The sequence below is a fragment of the Vibrio penaeicida genome, assembly GCF_002933855.1.
Classification (GTDB): domain Bacteria; phylum Pseudomonadota; class Gammaproteobacteria; order Enterobacterales; family Vibrionaceae; genus Vibrio; species Vibrio penaeicida_A.
In genome coordinates, this window is record NZ_BFAQ01000008.1 from 195007 (window position 1) to 214144 (window position 19138).

The window sequence follows — 19138 nt, forward strand, 5'->3', positions numbered from 1 at the left end:
GTATAGCTTTAACAGTGAAACTATCCCTAAGAGATATCAGAGCAACTTTAATTTATCTGGATGAATGGAATGCAAAAAGCAGTAAGCCAAGGTAAGGCTATTAACATTGTTATCGTTGATGACCACCAAGTGGTATTGGATGGTTTTTTGGCGCGTCTAGAGATGGAAGATGAGATTAACGTGATTGCGACGGCAAGTAATGGTGTTGAAGCAATAGAAGCCGTCTCGCGCGAAAAACCAGATGTCGTATTAATGGATGTAAGCATGCCTGTTATGAACGGCATAGAAGCCACCATGCTACTTAAGGAAGAATACCCTGATGTAAAAGTCCTGATGCTGACGATGCATGATAACCGTGAATACATAATGAAAGTCATGCAAGCTGGCGCAGTCGGGTACATGCTTAAAGAGATTTCCGCAGAAAAGATGGTACAAGCAATAAAAACTGTTTTTCAAGGTTCAACGTATTTTTGCGAATCGGTCACCCAAACGTTGTTCACCCAGCCTATTATGCCTGCCAATCAAAAACCCAACCCTCTGAGTCGACGAGAAGAAGCCGTACTTAAACTGGTAGCGGAAGGGCAGAGCAGCAAGAAAATAGCATCTGCACTCAACATTAGTTATCGAACAGTAGAAACGCATAGGCAGAATATCAAACACAAATTGGATCTTCATTCGACAGCAGAGCTTGCCAAATATGCGTTAGAGAAAGGGTTGGTAGACTAAGGTTGCGTAGATTAGATAGAAAGATATAAAAGCGAGTGGCGTCACTCGCTTTTTTGTTTAGCCGACTGGTTGTTCGTTTTTCGTAATACTACCTAGTTCAAGAACTGGCGCTACGTCGTAACTTTCAGCATTCATCATTGATGAGATACGTTGAACAGAAGATAGCAATAGGCTTTGCTCCCATTCATCCAGTTTATGGAACTGGTCAATGAAGTTGTCCTGCAATGGAAGAGGGGCTTTTTCTAAAATTTCATTGCCTTCATTTGTGAGGTACGCATGCACTTTGCGCTTATCACTCACACTTCTCTTCCTTTCTACATAACCGTTACGTTCTAAGCGATCAAGGATGGTCGTCGCTGTTGCTTGGCTCATGTTGGTATTGTTCGACAACTCACGAATAGTGACTTCACCGAGCTCCCGGATAGAGCGCATAAGAATAAGCTGTGGGCCAGTCAACCCTAGCTCTTTGCCAAGTTTTTTTGAATGTAAGTCGATCGCTCGAATGATTTGGCGCATCGCTATCAGAACTTCTTCGTGTTTTTCCAACTTATTTTTTCCGTTCCAGTGTTGTAGAGGTAGGTAAACTGCATTATCACCCAAATTTGTATAGTGAGATATATCTATTTACGACATCTATTCGTCGTTATCAAAGGCGAGGACACTTTGCTTTTTTCATTACAATGAGTGTTTCTTAGCGTGATTGTGTTGAGTATACCTAAGTTACGACGCTTGGGTACGTCAAAATAAATGATAGAACACTCTTTTTTGGGATAAAGTACTGAACCCTTCACAATGTGATATGAGTACGAATGTTTAGACTACAAAACAAATAGCTGTATTGATTGGTTTAAAAATAAGCATTCGGAATGTGAAATCTGAGATTTTGGCAGGTTTTTCGAGTTATCTCTGGTTTTGACCGTTCAATTTGGTTAGGGTTTGTGAGATTTAAAACAACGAACTGTTCTGTTCACTAATCATTCCTGTTCTGAATGCTGGTGAATTGAGTTCTAATCTAACGAACCTGTTACAAGGTTAAAGAGGAGATATGACAAAAGGAATCGACAAGTACAGTATCGACAGTACCGACTACACGGTTGGTCAAGATAACGTACAGAAGTGGGGATTTGATGTTCATAATCCAGTTTTCGGCACCAGTGCCGGATTGATCATTCTATTTTTAATTGCTGTTTTAGTTTCTGACGCCGAAACTGCGAAATCAACACTTGATGGTTTGAAATGGCAAATCATCGGCATGTTTGACAAGCTGTTTATTTGGTCAGGTAACATTTTCTTAGTATTCTGTCTTGCATTGATTGTTTCACCATTCGGTAAGATCCGTCTTGGTGGTGAAAATGCGTCAGCAGATTACTCCTTCATGTCTTGGCTTGCGATGCTATTTGCGGCAGGCATGGGCATCGGTTTAATGTTTTGGAGTGTAGCAGAACCCGTCGCGTATTTTACCGGTTGGTATGAAACCCCTCTTGGCGTTGAACCAAACACACCTGAAGCGGCTAAATTGGCGCTGGGTGCCACAATGTTCCACTGGGGCCTTCACCCTTGGGCTATTTACGGCATTGTTGCTCTTTCATTAGCTTTCTTTACTTACAACAAAGGCTTACCTCTTTCTATTCGCTCAATTTTCTACCCTATTTTAGGCGACAGAGCATGGGGTTGGGCTGGTCACATTGTTGATATTCTTGCCGTGTTGGCAACCTTATTTGGCTTGGCAACATCGCTAGGTTTAGGGGCTCAACAGGCAGCAAGTGGTATTAACCATGTGTTTGGAATGGATGGCGGCATTGGCTTGCAAATTGCTGTGATCGTGTTGGTTACACTGCTTGCTGTCGTATCCGTTTTTCGTGGTATTGATGGCGGCGTAAAATTGATCAGTAACGTCAACATGATTGTTGCTTTCGTACTGCTGGCTTTTGTGGCTCTTCTTGGCTATGCCGTGGCGTTTGGTTCAATTCCAACAACGTTTATGGCGTATGTTGAAAACATCATTCCATTGAGCAACCCGCACGGTCGTGAAGACGAAGCTTGGTTCCAAGGCTGGACTGTATTCTACTGGGCTTGGTGGATCTCTTGGTCGCCATTCGTAGGTATGTTCATCGCTCGCGTATCAAAAGGTCGTACGGTTCGTGAATTCATGACGGCTGTATTGATTGTTCCAACTGTTGTTACTTTGATTTGGATGTCAGTCTTTGGTGGCTTGGCGATCGATCAAGTGATCAATGGCGTTGGCGCATTAGGCACAGATGGTTTGAAAGAAGTACCATTGGCTATGTTCCAGATGTTTGAAGAGCTTCCATTTAGCACAGTACTTTCTGTGATTGCGATTGTTCTTGTCATGGTGTTCTTTATTACTTCTTCGGATTCAGGTTCATTGGTTATCGATAGCATTACCGCTGGCGGTAAAGTCGATGCTCCTGTCATGCAACGTGTCTTCTGGGCATTTATGGAAGGCGCTATTGCTGCTGCGTTACTTTGGGTTGGTGGTACACAAGCCATTCAAGCATTGCAAGCCGGTGCGATTTCAACTGCACTGCCGTTTACTTTTATCCTGCTACTGATGTGTGTCAGCCTAGTAATGGGTATGAAGACGGAAAAGACATATCGATAAGCTGATGTAAATGTCGGTATAAGATACAAAAAAAGCTGCTTCGGCAGCTTTTTTTATGGTTATTTTTGAGCAGGATCTGAACCTACTTAAGTGAGCGCTTAAAGCCAGATCTTTTCGATTGGTGTATCCCCTGAAAAGTGATGTTGAATCTGCGCTTGGAGCAACTCGGCCGTTGCCATTGCATCGGTTAGTGCGTGATGCGGAGGGTAGGTCGGCAACCCATATCGTTCTCTTGAAGAGCCGAGCCGAACAGACTGTCGCTTCGTTCCCTTAAAGCGGTTCATGATGCCAGCGGTGTAGTCATCTTGAACCTGAGATTCAATTTCCATGGTGTCTATAACTGGGAAAACGATGCCTTCCTTAATGCGTTCTTTCAATGCGATATCAAGGAACTCTCGCTCTATTTTTCGGTAATGCACAACCACGACTTTACCAGCTAAAGCATCCAGTACTTCGTCAAGAATGCGTTTTAAGTCGGGCGCGCCTAATATGTCATTGTGGGTGATACCGTGAATGACAACGGATTCTTCTTCAAGAGGGGTATTAGGGCGAACAATCCAGTGTTTTGCTTGACGGCAAAATATTCGGTTTACGTTGAAGGGGACTAAACCAATACTGATGATATCGTCTTTTTCGGCGTTCAACCCTGTGGTTTCAAAATCCAATGCGACCATTGGAACCTCTGAAAGCGGTGTCGCGCCATCAACAATACCCGCTTCATAGAAACTTCGTAGCCGTTCATCACTGACGGTGCTCGCTTTATCTTTAAATCGTTCCACCCAGTTATCCGAGTGACCGAGCCGGTTTTTTCTAAATAGATTCAAAATGCTACCCGTTATTTAAAGGTGTTTGCTTGGTAACGATATTTCAAAAAATTCTGAGCATTGCTTAAAATCTGAAATGCATCTTTTAGGTTACGGCGTTCGAAGTCAGACATATTGTCAGGCTCGATGTTGTTATCCGGTTCTATCATGGCTTCTACGTCAAGCGCTTGGTGGCGTATACGAACCGTTGAAATAAACTCCATGGCATCACGGAGATCTTCCCCTTTGCCTTTAGGAAGGATTCCCTCATCAATAATGTCGTCTAAGCGCTCAAATGAGTTTTGGGAGCGTGAACCGACGGCAAGAGCATGTACACGAATAAGATCCGCGAGAGGAGCGGTTCCACGTCGTTTTAGATTAATGGAATTCTTATGTTGTCCGTCTTTTTCCATCACAAAGCTTTTGAAGAAACCCAATGGTGGCGTGCGGCTAATGGCGTTACGGGCCAAACAAGCTAAGAATCGATTATTTTTTCTCGCACGGCGAACAATGTAACCATTAAGCTGTTCTGCCCACTTAATGCGCCCATGAACACCATCTAGATCGAAGAATATGGAACTGTTCAGAAGTGCTTTAGGGTTCGGATCATCTATCCAATCGTTGAAGCACTCTTCCCACTCTCGGCGTGTCATGCGCCACATTGGATTGGTGGCCATTATGTCACCAGTGCAGTAGTTATAACCACACTCATTTAGCGCATCACAGACAAACGTTGCAAGGTTTTCGAAGTATTCACCGTGTTTTTCCGCGTCGTAACCTTCATCCAGAATGATGGCGTTGTCTTGATCGGTCACGATGAGCTGTTCATCCCTCGCCATAGAGCCCAGAGCCAAGAAACAATAGGGAACAGGAGGGGAGCCGAGCTTTTCTTCCGCCATCTCTATGATTCTTTGTTTGAAGCTTCGTCCAATAACCGACATGGCGCTGCCCACCATGTGGGAGTTGGCATCTTCGTTTACGAGCCTCACAAAGCTGTCTTTCACTTGCTCAGAAAGGCTTTTTAACTCTTCTAATGTTTGTTGTTGGAAAATACTACTAACAAGCAGTAGAGAGTTCTGAGATTCGTAGCGAACAATATCCGTTGCTTCGATGATCCCGAGTGGCTGGTGGTTCTTTACTACAGGGAGGTGGTGCATGTTGTATCGAAGCATGGTCAACATGGCTTCGTACACATAGGCATTGTGATCGAGAGAGACAACGTCGGTCGACATAACATCAGCAACGGGGGAGTCAGGAGAAAGCCCGGACGCAAGTACTCGCGTACACAGATCTCGGTCAGTGATGATGCCCTTTAAGGGGCTTTCATCTTCTTCGTTTTCAGCTGTTTCTTGGTGAAACACCAATAAAGAGGAAACATTTTCTGCGGCCATGAGTTGCGCGGCTTCTTGAATGGATTGATCGCTGAAAATCGTTACGGGTTCTCTGGTCAGTAACGTTCTAACTTTGGACGTTGTAAGATCGTTCGCGTCACTGTTGTTTGATACCGCTTGGCGCAATCTTGCTGAATCCTCTACTTCAACAAAATCCGCAAAGTTATCATTTTCATCGTAAAGTGTTTGAAACGTATCCTCCGGAATGCAGTACACAAGTGTGTCTTCAATCGCGGTTACTGGGAATCGTACTTTGTTGTTGGTTAACAAGCCCATTTGCCCAAATACGTCCCCTTCATCGAGGCGGTTATAAAGCTCGCCATTCCGGCGGTAGACTTCGACAACGCCACTTCGAACTAGGTACAAATCGTGTATGTGATCGCCAAAATGAATAATAGGTGTGCCTTGCCTGAAATAGGAGATTTCAATGCTGTTTGCAACGCTATCGAGCAGGTCTTCTGTCAATACGTTGAACGGAGGGTATTGAGAGATGAAGGATTTTATTTCTATAATTTCTGCTTGCATGATTCGCTCTTGGCTGACCTTCGGTTACTGGTGTCGCTGACTTTTTAGAGTGCGTAACGAGGTCTAATGATGGAAATTTTTTCTGAACCCGAACTTAGAGGTACTCAGATATATTCATCGTATAGGAATCAATAAAAAAGACCAGCCACGAGGCTGGTCTTTTGAATCAGAGTTGTTCATTAAATCCATCTAGTTCATTAAAAAGACAAATCCAACGAAACAATACAGAGCGAATTCATTAAAGAACCGCTGCAATACCTTTACAAAGTGGTCCCATGTTTTCTTTTGTCATACCAGCAACGCTGATGCGACCAGAACCCACGATGTAGATAGCGAACTCTTCTTTCAAGCGGGTAACTTGCTCTTTGGATAAACCAGAGAATGAGAACATGCCATTCTGGCGTTCAATGAAGCTGAAATCAGCCTCTACACCTTCCGATTTTAAAGTGGCAACGAAAAGCTCGCGCATCTCTTGAATACGGTCGCGCATTTCAGCGACTTCTTTTTCCCATTCTGCACGAAGATCAGCATCGTTAAGAATGTGAGTTACAACCGCAGAGCCGTGCGCTGGAGGGTTAGAGTAGATAGAACGAATGATGCTTTTCACTTGAGAGAAAGCTGTAGCAGCCACGTCTTCTTCTTTTGCCACAAGCGTAAATGCACCCACACGTTCGTTGTACAATCCGAAGTTTTTGGAGAAAGAACTCGCAACTAAAATCTCAGAGTTATGCTTAGCGAATACACGAAGACCCGCAGCATCTTCTTCTACGCCTTTAGCGAAACCTTGGTACGCGAAATCGAATAGAGGAAGTAAACCTTTGTCGGCACAAAGCTTAGCCAGTGTTTCCCACTCATCTGCAGTTGGATCAATGCCCGTTGGGTTGTGACAACAGCCGTGTAGAAGCACGATGTCGCCTGCACTTGCTGTTTCTAGATCAGCGACCATAGAAGCAAAGTCTTTGTCTTTCGTTTCTGCGTTGTAGTAGCTGTATTGAGCCGTCTCAAGACCAGCTGCTGTAAATACGCCGTTGTGGTTGGCCCAAGTTGGGTTGCTGATCCAGATCTTAGGGCTATTAAGTTGGCGCTTAATGAATTCGCCAGCAACACGTAATGCACCCGTACCACCTGGAGCCTGTGCTGTTTTTGCACGCTTAGACGCAACGACATCAGAATCCGCACCAAATAGTAACTTTTGTACCGCTAAACCATACTCAGCTGTCCCTTCAATCGTCAGATAAGATTTGGTTTTTTCTGTTTCAAGAAGCGCTGCTTCCGCTTTTTTAACTGTCGCCAGAACAGGAGTTTGACCTTGCTCATTTTTGTAGATACCAACACCAAGGTTGATTTTTTCTTTGCGGGTATCTTTTTTGAATTCTTCAGTTAGACCAAGGATTGGGTCAGCGGGGGCGGCATTGACTTTTTCAAACATAATCGGCGTCCGTTTTAATTAATTGGGGGAAAGGTTAAACTTGAGTATCAATATACGCTTATTTATACCTTTCCCCGACACGGGTTACAACCGGATTTCAACAGAAAGTGGTATTTTTATTTGTTAGCAGACCAGTGGCTGCATAACGTAAGAAAAATCCAATTAATCTCCTGTAATTTTAGACGATTATCGCCAGTTAACCGCGCAAACCACACATTGTTCGTGGGGTAGGGGAGCCCGAGTATCGAACCGAATAAGATTATGCAAATTGCAGGTCACCAGCATCAGGCTTTTGCTCTTCGGATTCCTGTTTTTTATCTTTATAGTGGGCTGCTATTTGTTTGAACTCTTCTTCAACACTTAAAAATGCGTCTACCACTTCAGGATCAAAGTGCTTCCCATTCCCCTCCAGAATGATGCTTTTCGCTTTCTCATGGCTGAAAGCGGGTTTGTATACGCGCTTAGAAATCAGAGCATCATAAACATCTGCTAGGGCCATTAAGCGACCAGAGAGTGGAATGTCCTCTCCTGATAACGCATTTGGATAGCCACTACCATCCCATTTTTCATGATGTGACAATGAAATCTCGCGAGCAAGTTTCAAAAACGATGAGCTGCCCATCCGCCTTTCAGCAATGGACAAAGCGTCTGCCCCAATTTGTGGGTGCCCTTTCATAACATCGAACTCTTCATCAGTCAGTTTTCCTGGCTTCAATAGTACGGCGTCAGGGATACCGACTTTACCCACGTCATGTAAGGGGGCCGATTTATAAAGAAGGTCGATATAGGAAGGGGTTAAAAGTTGGCTGAATTTTTCCGAAGAAGAAAGATGAATAGCCAGAGCTTTCACATATTCTTGGGTACGTAAAATGTGTGCCCCTGTCTCGTTATCACGAGACTCAGCGAGAGCGGCGAGGCTAACGATGGCGACATCACGTGTCGTTTGTACTTCATCCTGAGATTCTTGCAATGAATCCAGCATTTGATTCGTCAGAGTAGCCATCGCGCCTAATTCGTCATTTTGCGCAATCGGAAGCCTAGCCGCGATATTGCCATTTGTGACTTGAATGAGCGCTTTTTCTTGGCTGAGTAGAACCTTTTTCATTAACTTTGCCCAAAGCACCATAATGGTTATTGCATAGCCAGTGAGCACTGCGGCGATGTAAATGAATTCTTTTAAGATGCTGAGTTTTCCAGAACCGTCATGTAAGGCTTCTGGTGTGTTTTCTAGCCAATGTATGTCTTTGAATGCCACCATACTTAGCATGATAGCTAGAGTCGACAACAGCAAAACAACCAGTGTAATCATTTGTTTTACCATGGAGCGTCTCTTGCCCATTAAGTTAAAGCCAGTTTGATCTTGCCTCATTAAAGAGCTGAATTCTTTTATCTGATAGCTCAAATGTAAAATGCTTCCGGTAAAGAAACCAAACAGCGTCATACCAAAAAGAACTTTTAAATTGCTCTCGATAGGGAATTCATAAACGGAGTGATAAAAATAAGCAAATGGAAGGCTGATTAAGAAAAAGAGTGTCGTATCTAAACGAATGAAATTGGCATTTTGCTTGTTAATATAAAGATTGGTGACCGTGAGTCTTATTGCAAAAAGAATGGCATAGACCACGCCAGTATGAAAAAGCACTTCTTTGAGCGTTAGAGTCTCCAGCATTGGGCATACTCGCCCCCCGTAAATACCAAATAGCAATCCTGCTATGGTATATAGCTTAAAGGTAAGTGATGTATTAAAGTCCTTGGCATTCATAGGACAATCCTTAGTAGTTCTGTAGCCTATCTTGTCTTTGTTTCAGTCTAGCACTTTTATATCTAGGTAACTTTAAGATGCCGAATCCTGCTTCTTGAGGCTACTGAATATAGAGTTATATAAAATTAAGACCGACCTTTCATTCTTTTCATTTCAGCTAAACCATTTCATGTTTTATACATCTCTAAGTATCCTGAGGTGTATGAGTATAAAGCAAGCAAAGGAACAAAAAACGGTTTGGAATTTAGCCGAGATCAAGATAGTTAAATTAAAAACGCCACTCATCTGAGTGGCGTTTGGATTCAGAAGGGTAGGCAGCTTTTAGAAGTTTGCACTACGCGGAGTACGTGGGAATGGAATCACGTCACGAACGTTACCCATACCTGTTACGTAAGACACTAAACGCTCGAAACCTAAACCGAAACCAGCGTGTGGAACTGTTCCGTATTTGCGTAGGTCGCGGTACCAGCTCATGTGCTCAGGATCGATATTCATTGCGATCATACGCTCGTCGAGAATATCTAGACGCTCTTCACGTTGCGCACCGCCAATGATTTCGCCGATGCCCGGCGCAAGTACATCCATTGCCGCAACTGTTTTACCATCGTCGTTTAGACGCATGTAGAAAGCTTTAATGTCTTTCGGGTAGTTCTTCACGATAACAGGCGCTTTGAAGTGCTCTTCCGCTAGGTAGCGCTCATGCTCAGAAGACATGTCGATGCCCCATTCAACGTCAAATTCAAATTTCTTACCGGAATCAAGAAGAATTTGAATAGCGTCTGTGTAGTCAACTTGTGCAAAGTCAGCGTCAACGAATTGCTCTAAGCGAGTAATCGCTTCTTTGTCGATACGTTGAGCAAAGAATTCTAGGTCGTCACGACGCTCTGCAAGAACTGCTTTGAAAACGTACTTAAGCATGTCTTCAGCCAGTTTCGCGACATCGTCAAGATCAGCGAAGGCAACTTCAGGCTCAACCATCCAGAATTCAGCTAAGTGACGACTCGTGTTTGAGTTTTCCGCGCGGAAAGTTGGACCAAAGGTGTAAACCTTGCTTAGCGCACAAGCATAAGCTTCCGCATTAAGTTGGCCAGAAACCGTTAGGAAAGTCTCTTTACCGAAGAAATCTTCGTTGTAATCTACGTCGCCTTTTTCAGTACGAGGTAGGTTTTCCATATCTAGCGTAGAAACGCGGAACATTTCACCTGCACCTTCTGCATCAGATGCAGTGATAAGAGGGGCAGATGTCCAGAAGAAACCTTCTTCGTGGTAGAAACGGTGAATAGCTTGAGATAGGCAGTTACGAACACGAGCCACTGCACCAATCACGTTTGTACGTGGGCGTAAGTGTGCTACTTCGCGAAGGTATTCAATAGAGTGACGTGTCTTAGCCATTGGATAAGTGTCAGCATCTTCTACCCAGCCAACAACTTTAACGTCGGTTGCAGCAAGTTCGAAATCTTGACCTTTTGCAGGAGACTCAACAATCTTACCTGTTACTTCAACAGAGCAGCCTGTAGTTAGCTTTAATACTTCGTCTTCGTAATTATTAAGATTATTTGGGACCACGGCCTGAATCGGGTCGAAACAAGAGCCGTCATAAATGGCAAGGAAAGAGATTCCAGCTTTGGAATCACGACGTGAACGGATCCAACCGCGGACAGTGACTTCACTATCTACAGCTAGCTTACCGCTTAGTACGTCTGTTACAGGCGCGTAAGTCATGTTTGATATATTCTCCATAGAGGTCAAAATACAACCCGATTGAGTGATTTGTGAACGCTCAATCGGGTTAGAAATCATTTCTTCAATTTCAACCTGACATATTACCTGTCAAATCATTAGCTTCAACCTTTAATGTCGTGTGGAAGCGTAAATTGATTAAGTAATGCCTCAAGTTGCTCGGACAAATGCTCAAGATTTAGACTGATCTCTCGTGTCTGACTTGCGGAGGCGGAGGTTTGATCGGCATGTAAAGTAATGGTTTCCAGTTTGTGACTCACATTATTGCTAACAGAAGTCTGCATTCTCACTTGTTCCTGAATGCTATTAGCGTGTTGATTCGCTTGCTGCATTTCCTCTACCACTTCTGTCAGTGTTCTAGACAGCAATTCAATAGACTCTGCTCTTGAGTGAGCTTGCTGACAGACATGATCCACGGATTCTAGTGACTGATCGCTGCCTTGCTGAAAATTCGAGATGATGCTTTCGATGCTGGCTGTCGCTTCTTGAGTACGGCTGGCGAGTTGGCGGACTTCGTCTGCGACAACGGCAAACCCTCTTCCTTGTTCACCGGCTCGGGCAGCTTCAATTGCAGCGTTTAAGGCGAGTAAGTTGGTTTGCTCGGCAATGCCTTTGATGACCGCTAGAATGGAAGAAACTTGGCCTGTTTGTTCATTCAAGTCGGTAATCATGCCTTTTACCGATTCAATATCGCCCACTAGGTTTTGAATATCTTCACTTGCGTTGTGCGAACGTGTGGAGCCCGATTTGGCCGTGTCTGTGGTGTGCGTAATTAAAGAGGAAGCTTCGATGGTCGCATTTTCAATTCTTTGTTGCTGCTCTTGCAGTTCTATAATGTTCTGATTGACTTCAGATGTCTCTAACTGCTGATTGTTCGCTGCATTGTCGTTGTCGCGTGCAACGCCAGTAAGCTGCGTTGCGGATACGACCAAAGAGTGGGATGTCTTTTGCACTTGCGCTAGGCTATCTGCAACATTGTCGAGCAGTGTATTGATGTCTTCTGTGAGTTGACCGACTTCATCCTTTTTATGAATTTTCAGCCGGATAGAAAGATCTTTCTTAGTGCTGACCTGCTTCATAAATAAAGACGTTTTCTTAAGAGGGTTTACGATAATTTTGCGTATGACACCTATCGCAATGAAAAAACCTAAAGCAGCAATTCCAGTCATGATTGCGACGGCGATTAACGTACGTTGACTCACTAAGGCATTCAAATGGCTTAGGTTATACTCCAGCCGAATAGCGCCGAGCACTTCACCATCTTGAGACATATGGCAGGCGATACAATTGGTGCCACGGTAGTTTTCTCTCGCTTTCATCGGAAGTGCAACTACAATCCCTTTTCCCCATTCTGCGTCAATGGTTTCGATTACGGTTTCGCCAGCCAAAGCGCGCCTATCAATATCATCTTTTGGGTTTTGATATTCTGAACCCGCTCCATAAAGCTTAGAAACGGCGTCAGCTCTCAACACCCTGACGTTTTCAATACCATCTTGTGCTAATGCCTTTTCTCGTAATGTTTCTTTCTGCGACATTGTGCCTGTTAACATCATCATATTAAGGCTGTCAAAATAGTTGCCTGCTTTATCCATCAGCTGTTCACTTAATACGGTATTGATTAAGTTACGTTGCTGAAAGTACTGGTAGGTTGTTGATGAAGCTAATACCAGAGTGAAAACAGAAACCAATGTTAAGAGTAGTTTAGACGTAATCGAAATTTGCATAAATGATGACTTCAAATGTTCGTTGTAGACATCTTGTATTTTATGTTAATAAATATCGCTGACTCGTGGTTTTAAATTATTATTGTGAAGTCGATGTTAATAATTAATCGTAAATTGATTTAGAACAAATAAAAACCGAATACTTGAGTTAATAACTCGGTTATTGGTGAGCTGAATTTAATATTTTTTGAATTGAAATAAATATAAAACTTACAGGTGGATGAAAATACGATTTATTCCTAGAACATTAGAATGCGTTTGGGAGAACTATTGGAATCCAGTTTATATTTATCGTATTTGGTCGATAGCATGTCTGTTAGCTGACTATAGGCTGACAAAAATCCCGCTGGTGTAATGTAGAACTAAACCCTTCGATGAGCACACTCAAGAAGAAGATTAACTTCAAATGTGAATCAATCAAGGAGGGCAAAACGTGTCGAATAACGTGACGCAGGAACAAGGCATAAAAAGCGATAGGGTTAGTGCTGACAAGGGGCAGTCGAGAATTCATATATCCCTCTTTATATTGTTTTCCGTACTTTCCTTATACTACCTATGGGTGCTGTATCTTATAGCTACCCCTCAAGTGAGTCTATCTTATAAAACGTATTATATAGATAAAAAAACGCGCTACTGGGGGCGAGACAGCGAAACCTTTAAGATACCGTCATCGGGTGTTGTCGACTTATCACAAAAATCCCCTCTAATATCGAGATCAGGTTGGACAAAGAAAACACAGCAGGGCTTTCGGACCTTAAAATCTGAGGGAGGAATCTACTTTTCTTCTATTCCACTGGGTAAGAAAACAATCACCATAAAAATAAAAGAGTTAGACATGGCGAATAATGCTTCTTATTTTTTAAATGGAATTAAGTTGAGCTCATTCCGTACCTTTGATGGAGTTAAACTGTCAATCCCAAATATGAACGAGTCTTTAAGTGAATTGAATTATTTAAAAATAAATGCACCCGATGAAATTAATATAAGCTCGGTGGTGTTTCAATGATTTCTAATGTTACCCCTCATCGTGAAGGCTTGTTAAATAAAACGTCACCAATACAAGAAATCGATATCTCGTTATCAAAAGAAGAATGGCTACTGATACTCTTTGCCGTAATATTTAGCCGTGCTTTGTTGTATCTAATTGGTTTTGTGGGTGTTGAATCTTTCAATACTGTCGATACCAGCGAGCTCACCGCTTGGCAGGTGATCTGCCGGTTTGATTGCGTATGGTTTAGGAGAATGATTGACTATGGCTATGATCTATACCCTAAATGGTTAAGCGGAAAAAACGCAGCAAATTGGGCATTTATGCCTGCTACTCCATATCTAGCGAAATTACTCTTACCCATAATAGATGATGCTAGGCTTGCATTGATTGTTGTCTCTAATCTCTCTTTTGCTCTAAGTGTTCCTGTCTTTGTTATGGTGTTAAAACAAATGGGGATCAGTGCTTCTGGGCAGAAAAACGCGGTATGGATTATGTGTTTTTGTCCTTTTACCGTCTATTCAATGGCTGGGTATGCCGAACCTTTGTTTATTGCGCTGGTATCTGGTGTTTTCCTTTTCGCTTATCGAGAACAATGGCTGTACGTTGCGCTATTGGGACTCGCTGCCGCTATTACACGCAACTTAGGGGTAATGCTAGTATTTTCCATACTTATCATTGCCATCCAGCATTACGGCTTTCGAGAGCTGATTCGTTTTAAAATGCCAGCAGCTAAAGCTTTGACAGCGATTTGGGTTGTGCCCTTGGGCTTTTTCGGATTCATGACATTTTTGTATTTTCAAACGGGAGATGCGTTGGCGTTTGGACATATTCAGATTGCTTGGGGGCGTACTTTCTCACACCCGTTCAATTGGATTGAATATGGGTTTGAAAAAGGAGGAGCTAAACTCTACCTCACATTAATGGCTCTATTCGGGTTTGGGATGGTGGGGTATCTGTGTGTTAAACGCTACTTTGCAGAAGCGGTATTTATGTTCATCAATTTGTATCTGCCGTTTTCTTCTGGCGTGAATGCAATGCCTAGATACATATTTGGCTTGTATCCTGCGTTTTTATGCCTCGTATTGTTGTTAGATAAATACCCGAAGGCGAGGATCCCCACTTTATGTGCTTTTAGTGCGCTATCGGTGATTATCACTATTGGTTTCTTTTCACGTGTTTTCTTTACGGTTTAAAGTGTTGAGTCTTGTACTTTGAGGTGATTTAAGTGTATCGGTTGCAACGCATCCTCAACAATAAGATGTTACCGATCTTCCCTTGTCTATTGCGAGGGATTTGAGTAGCATTGCCCCCTAATTAAGCTACTGCATAGTTAACAGATGAAAACTGAATTATATAAAGAGTTCATGTTTGAAGCGGCACACCGTCTTCCACATGTTCCTGAAGGGCATAAATGTGGTCGTTTACACGGTCATTCGTTCCTTGTTCGCTTGTACGTTGAAGGTGAAGTTGATCCACATACAGGCTGGGTTATCGATTTCTCTGAGATCAAAGCAGTATTTAAGCCGATTTATGATCGCTTAGATCACTACTATTTGAACGACATTCCTGGTTTGGAAAACCCAACCAGCGAAGTATTGGCAAAATGGATATGGAATGAACTGAAACCGTCATTGCCTTTGCTAAGTAAAGTCGAAATCAAAGAAACCTGTACTGCGGGTTGTATCTATAAAGGTGAGTAATCGCCTCTATATTTAGAATATGAAAATCCCGAGATTATCTCGGGATTTTTGTATCTATATACTTAAGCATCTAAGCATCTAAGCATCTAAGCATCTAGAGGTCACTATGCTTTAACGCCGAAAGATAAATGGCATTAAACGTAGTGTGTTAGATTCATCAGAAAGGTGCAGTTATCGCTTTTCTCAAAATTCTAAGTTGTTTATTACCATCATAAAATGGTTTGTTGGTGTCTTTAAAATCGGCACTTAAAAAACACTCATAAGCGGCTTCATTTTCCTTTTCTACAATGACACACACGGAATCGTAGTTCGCGTACGCGGTGTAAAGGTAAACGAATAGGCGTTCGAGTGTGGCCTTTGCTTTTCCTTGGCGTTGAAAACGTTGGTCTATTACTAGGTTTCTCAATCCAATCTCTCGGCTTTTTACAAAGGTAAATTTCTTTTCAAATCCTTCATCAAGCGCAAAGAAACCAATTGGCTTGCCATCTTCAGAAACCGAATAAATGACATCCTGTTTGTCTCTGTGTTCATACAGGTGGTCAAAGGTTTCCACAAAATGGCTCTGTTCTGACGTAACGTTCAATTCTATAAGCGAAGAAAAATGTTTAATTTTAGGGCGTTTAATCGCAATCATAATAGTTATATATACAAATAAGGGCATGGATATCCATGCCCTTAGTTTATTTCTAGATTAAGTTATCAGCAAATAACTTTTACGGCCAATCCGCCTTGTGACGTTTCTCGGTACTTTGCGTTCATGTCTTTACCTGTTTCCAGCATCGTCTCGATGACTTTATCGAGAGATACTCGTGGATCGGAAGAACGACGCAATGCCATGCGAGTAGCGTTAATGGCTTTTACTGCGGCAATACCATTACGTTCAATACAAGGTACCTGAACTTGACCAGCAACAGGATCACAAGTTAGACCAAGGTTATGCTCCATTGCGATTTCTGCAGCCATGCAAACTTGCTCTGGGCTTCCACCCATCAATTCAGCAAGACCAGCAGCAGCCATGGAACAAGCCACGCCCACTTCACCTTGGCAACCCACCTCGGCTCCAGAAATGGATGCGTTTTGTTTGAACAGACCACCCACAGCGCCAGATGCTGCAAAATAACGAGTGTACTCTTTTACACCAACAGGTTGGACGAATTTGTCGTAATACGCCAAAACAGCCGGAATAATACCACATGCTCCATTTGTAGGAGCGGTAACCACACGTCCGCCGGCAGCGTTTTCTTCATTAACAGCAAACGCGTACATGTTTACCCAATCAACAACCGTCATCGGGTCGTTGGATAAGCGTTCGCCTGTTTTCAATTGTTGATGCAAAGCTGCCGCACGGCGGGGAACGCGAAGAGGTCCTGGTAATACACCCTCGGTGTTCAAACCTCTATCCATACATGCTTGCATGGTGTTCCATATATGCTCAAATTCAACTTCAATCTTGTTTGTGTCTTTAACAACACGCTCGTTTGCCATTACCAAGGCGCTGATAGATAGGCAGTTGTCTTTACAAAGATCAACCAACTCTTTTGCGCTGTTGAATTCGTAAGGAACGATCACTTTGTCTTCAGGTTCTACACCAAAGTTTTCCTCATCAACAATAAATCCACCGCCGATAGAGTAATACGTTTTAGTGTGAACCAACTCGCCTTGGTTAAACGCGTGAATCTGCATCCCATTCTCGTGCAACGATAAGTTGCCAGTCTGAAATGTCATGTCTACGTCGTAGTCAAACGCTGCTTCTTTTTGGTTCAGTGCAAGAGGCAAAATTTTTGAGGATTTCACCGTTTCGATAAAAGAGGGGATAGAATCAATATCTACACTCTCAGGAGAGTTACCAGCTAAGCCAAGAATAATGGCTATGTCCGTATGGTGGCCTTTCCCGGTTAAAGAAAGGGATCCATAAACATCCACTTTAATATGGTCAACATCTGCTAGACGACCTTGTTCAACAAGATCATCCACAAAAGATTGACCGGCCTTCATTGGCCCTACCGTGTGTGAGCTTGAAGGCCCAATACCGATTTTATAGATGTCGAATACGCTGATCATATCTTTACCTTAGGTTGAGCCCCCGCAAGTATAGGGAGGCTCTTTATTATCTTTATAGAATTGTATTCGCTTCAGCGAAATTTAAAGAGCGCCGTAGATTACAGAAGTTATAGACGCTAGACCACAAATTGCTGTGAATATTTGCACAAATGCTGATGTTTTGTACTTCGCCATTGCTGGGATTTTTTGCATTGCAAATACAGGCATAAGGAACAAAATAGCAGCAATCATAGGAGCACCCATCGTTTCAATCATACCCAGAATTGATGGGTTCACAATCGCAACAATCCAGGTTGTGATCACGATGAAGATCAAAGAGGTTTTTTCAATGCGCTTAACTGGCGCATCACTGCGAGACTTTATGAGACCCACCAATCCTTCTTGTGCACCTAAGAAGTGACCAAAGTAGCTAGAAGTGATAGCAGCAAACGCAACGAATGGACCAAGAATTGAAATCAGCGGTGATTCATGCACGTTCGCAAGGTAAGACAGTACGCTGATGTTCTGATCTTGTGCTGTCGCCAATTGTTCAGGTGACAGTGAAAGTACTACAGAGAATACGAAGAACATGACGAAACCCATCAGCATCATCGCGCCGCCGCCTGTGATCATGTCGGTTTTCTTGGCTGCGTCTTCACCGTATATGCGACGTTGTTCTTTCGCGAATTGGCTAATGATTGGGCTGTGGTTAAATGAAAATACGATAATTGGAATGGCCAACCAAATAATGCCAGGCATGGCAGCCCAATCTGGGCTCACAGACATCATAGACGTGTTCCAATCAGGAATCAGGTAAAACGATAATGCCAATAAAACGAAGACCAGAGGATAAACCATCATAGACGTTGCTTTAAGCATCAGTTCTTTGCCGAAAACGACACCAGCAGTCATCAAAGAGATCAATGCACCAGAAAGTAGCCAACGTGGCATGGATGCAAAGCCAAGTTGGTTCACCATGAAAGAGTCGACAGTATTGGTGATACCAACACCATAAATAAGAACGATAGGATAAATGGCGAAGAAGTAAGCAAAAGTAATGATGTTTGCGCCAGTTTTACCAAAATGTTCTTCCACTGTATCTGTAATGTCTGCATTAGGGTTTTTAGCGGATAGAACAAATCGAGCAAGACCTTTGTGTGCAAACCAAGTCATTGGTGCAGCGAGCAAAGCAAGGATAACTAATGGCCAAAAACCACCTGCACCTGCTTTAATGGGTAGAAATAGAACACCAGCACCAACAGCAGTGCCAAAAAGTGAAAGAGCCCAAGTGAAGTCTCTATAAGTCCATTTTGATTGAGTCCCTTCGGCGCGAGCCGTAGTAACGTTTGATTGCATATTTATTATCTCGTGTAATTTAGGGGAACAGGAATTACAGGTGCTATTGTCTCTGTTTTTGAGTGAAATATCAGGATCGGGATCAATAAATATTGCAGGTATGAAAACAATGGTTAACAAAAGAGATATATGTCACGAAAAATACGTGCTACACATTAGTTTTAATGTGTTTGGTTATTAGTAAAAGTAATCCGAAGCTGGGCTGGTTATCTCTTGTTGGCACGCAAACGTTTGCGCGCTTTGGGTTTGGTAATGTATGTTGAGAGTGGTTTACGAAAATAAGCATGTAATGAATGAGAAAAAGTAAACTATAAAGCTAATGTGTTCA

Annotated in this window: 15 protein-coding genes; 5 read left to right on the forward strand and 10 right to left on the reverse strand. The window is 42.9% G+C overall.

From position 1 onward, the window contains the following. The first annotated feature begins 69 nt into the window (after positions 1-69). Positions 70-726 carry a response regulator transcription factor gene (locus tag VPNCDNU1_RS02685; RefSeq protein ID WP_104398923.1) on the forward strand — a complete coding sequence of 219 codons (657 nt, stop codon included), beginning with the start codon at positions 70-72 and terminating at the stop codon, positions 724-726. A gap of 57 nt (positions 727-783) precedes the next feature. Here VPNCDNU1_RS02685 and VPNCDNU1_RS02690 read toward each other — a convergent pair whose 3' ends face one another. Continuing rightward, positions 784-1272 carry a MarR family winged helix-turn-helix transcriptional regulator gene (locus VPNCDNU1_RS02690; RefSeq protein ID WP_101114716.1) on the reverse strand — a complete coding sequence of 163 codons (489 nt, stop codon included), beginning with the start codon at positions 1270-1272 and terminating at the stop codon, positions 784-786. 499 nt (positions 1273-1771) lie between these two features. Between VPNCDNU1_RS02690 and VPNCDNU1_RS02695 the strand changes: the two genes are divergently transcribed. After that, on the forward strand, positions 1772-3349 hold the full coding sequence (locus VPNCDNU1_RS02695; RefSeq protein ID WP_104398924.1) for a BCCT family transporter: 1578 nt from the start codon (positions 1772-1774) through the stop codon (positions 3347-3349). A gap of 98 nt (positions 3350-3447) precedes the next feature. Here VPNCDNU1_RS02695 and VPNCDNU1_RS02700 read toward each other — a convergent pair whose 3' ends face one another. From VPNCDNU1_RS02700 to VPNCDNU1_RS02725, 6 genes are all read right to left on the reverse strand, one after another. Then, positions 3448-4173 carry a 3'-5' exonuclease gene (locus VPNCDNU1_RS02700; protein ID WP_104398925.1) on the reverse strand — a complete coding sequence of 242 codons (726 nt, stop codon included), beginning with the start codon at positions 4171-4173 and terminating at the stop codon, positions 3448-3450. 11 nt (positions 4174-4184) lie between these two features. Then, positions 4185-6068 (reverse strand): DUF294 nucleotidyltransferase-like domain-containing protein, encoded by a 1884-nt coding sequence (locus tag VPNCDNU1_RS02705; protein ID WP_104398926.1) that lies wholly within the window; start codon positions 6066-6068, stop codon positions 4185-4187. Positions 6069-6306: 238 nt separating this feature from the next. Next, positions 6307-7497, reverse strand: a complete 1191-nt coding sequence (locus VPNCDNU1_RS02710) for an amino acid aminotransferase (RefSeq protein WP_104398927.1) — start codon at positions 7495-7497, stop codon at positions 6307-6309. A 259-nt stretch (positions 7498-7756) separates the two neighbouring features. After that, on the reverse strand, positions 7757-9259 hold the full coding sequence (locus tag VPNCDNU1_RS02715; protein ID WP_104398928.1) for an HD-GYP domain-containing protein: 1503 nt from the start codon (positions 9257-9259) through the stop codon (positions 7757-7759). 321 nt (positions 9260-9580) lie between these two features. After that, on the reverse strand, positions 9581-10981 hold the full coding sequence (asnS, locus tag VPNCDNU1_RS02720) for an asparagine--tRNA ligase (RefSeq protein ID WP_104398929.1): 1401 nt from the start codon (positions 10979-10981) through the stop codon (positions 9581-9583). Between the two features lie 122 nt (positions 10982-11103). After that, positions 11104-12723, reverse strand: a complete 1620-nt coding sequence (locus VPNCDNU1_RS02725) for a methyl-accepting chemotaxis protein (protein ID WP_104398930.1) — start codon at positions 12721-12723, stop codon at positions 11104-11106. Positions 12724-13156: 433 nt separating this feature from the next. Here VPNCDNU1_RS02725 and VPNCDNU1_RS02730 point away from each other — a divergent pair, with 433 nt between their 5' ends. The 3 genes from VPNCDNU1_RS02730 to queD all read left to right on the forward strand — a co-directional run bounded on the left by VPNCDNU1_RS02730 (position 13157) and on the right by queD (position 15414). Next, the gene (locus tag VPNCDNU1_RS02730; protein WP_104398931.1) at positions 13157-13729 is read left to right on the forward strand and encodes a hypothetical protein; all 573 of its coding nucleotides are present in this window, start codon (positions 13157-13159) and stop codon (positions 13727-13729) included. Next, positions 13726-14907, forward strand: coding sequence for a hypothetical protein (locus tag VPNCDNU1_RS02735; protein WP_104398932.1), 1182 nt, complete (start codon positions 13726-13728; stop codon positions 14905-14907). The genes VPNCDNU1_RS02730 and VPNCDNU1_RS02735 overlap by 4 nt, the downstream gene beginning before the upstream one ends. Before the next feature lie 144 nt (positions 14908-15051). Next, the gene (gene queD, locus VPNCDNU1_RS02740; protein WP_104398933.1) at positions 15052-15414 is read left to right on the forward strand and encodes a 6-carboxytetrahydropterin synthase QueD; all 363 of its coding nucleotides are present in this window, start codon (positions 15052-15054) and stop codon (positions 15412-15414) included. Positions 15415-15571: 157 nt separating this feature from the next. On the opposite strand, the gene VPNCDNU1_RS02745 is transcribed toward queD, so the two are convergent. The 3 genes from VPNCDNU1_RS02745 to VPNCDNU1_RS02755 form a co-directional block, all read right to left on the reverse strand. Beyond that, the gene (locus tag VPNCDNU1_RS02745) at positions 15572-15967 is read right to left on the reverse strand and encodes a GNAT family N-acetyltransferase (protein ID WP_167404706.1); all 396 of its coding nucleotides are present in this window, start codon (positions 15965-15967) and stop codon (positions 15572-15574) included. A gap of 146 nt (positions 15968-16113) precedes the next feature. Continuing rightward, positions 16114-17475 (reverse strand): L-serine ammonia-lyase, encoded by a 1362-nt coding sequence (locus VPNCDNU1_RS02750; RefSeq protein WP_104398935.1) that lies wholly within the window; start codon positions 17473-17475, stop codon positions 16114-16116. Between the two features lie 81 nt (positions 17476-17556). Further along, positions 17557-18810 carry an aromatic amino acid transport family protein gene (locus VPNCDNU1_RS02755; protein ID WP_104398936.1) on the reverse strand — a complete coding sequence of 418 codons (1254 nt, stop codon included), beginning with the start codon at positions 18808-18810 and terminating at the stop codon, positions 17557-17559. Between the last annotated feature and the right edge of the window lie 328 nt (positions 18811-19138).

Excerpts from the sequence above, each read along its gene's own strand:
- VPNCDNU1_RS02685 (WP_104398923.1), top strand. The coding sequence starts at position 70 with ATGCAAAAAGCAGTAAGCCAAGGTAAGGCTATTAACATTGTTATCGTT.
- VPNCDNU1_RS02695 (WP_104398924.1), top strand. The coding sequence starts at position 1,772 with ATGACAAAAGGAATCGACAAGTACAGTATCGACAGTACCGACTACACG.
- VPNCDNU1_RS02705 (WP_104398926.1), bottom strand. The coding sequence starts at position 6,068 with ATGCAAGCAGAAATTATAGAAATAAAATCCTTCATCTCTCAATACCCT.
- VPNCDNU1_RS02710 (WP_104398927.1), bottom strand. The coding sequence starts at position 7,497 with ATGTTTGAAAAAGTCAATGCCGCCCCCGCTGACCCAATCCTTGGTCTA.
- VPNCDNU1_RS02715 (WP_104398928.1), bottom strand. The coding sequence starts at position 9,259 with ATGAATGCCAAGGACTTTAATACATCACTTACCTTTAAGCTATATACC.
- asnS (WP_104398929.1), bottom strand. The coding sequence starts at position 10,981 with ATGACTTACGCGCCTGTAACAGACGTACTAAGCGGTAAGCTAGCTGTA.
- VPNCDNU1_RS02725 (WP_104398930.1), bottom strand. The coding sequence starts at position 12,723 with ATGCAAATTTCGATTACGTCTAAACTACTCTTAACATTGGTTTCTGTT.
- VPNCDNU1_RS02735 (WP_104398932.1), top strand. The coding sequence starts at position 13,726 with ATGATTTCTAATGTTACCCCTCATCGTGAAGGCTTGTTAAATAAAACG.
- queD (WP_104398933.1), top strand. The coding sequence starts at position 15,052 with ATGAAAACTGAATTATATAAAGAGTTCATGTTTGAAGCGGCACACCGT.
- VPNCDNU1_RS02750 (WP_104398935.1), bottom strand. The coding sequence starts at position 17,475 with ATGATCAGCGTATTCGACATCTATAAAATCGGTATTGGGCCTTCAAGC.
- VPNCDNU1_RS02755 (WP_104398936.1), bottom strand. The coding sequence starts at position 18,810 with ATGCAATCAAACGTTACTACGGCTCGCGCCGAAGGGACTCAATCAAAA.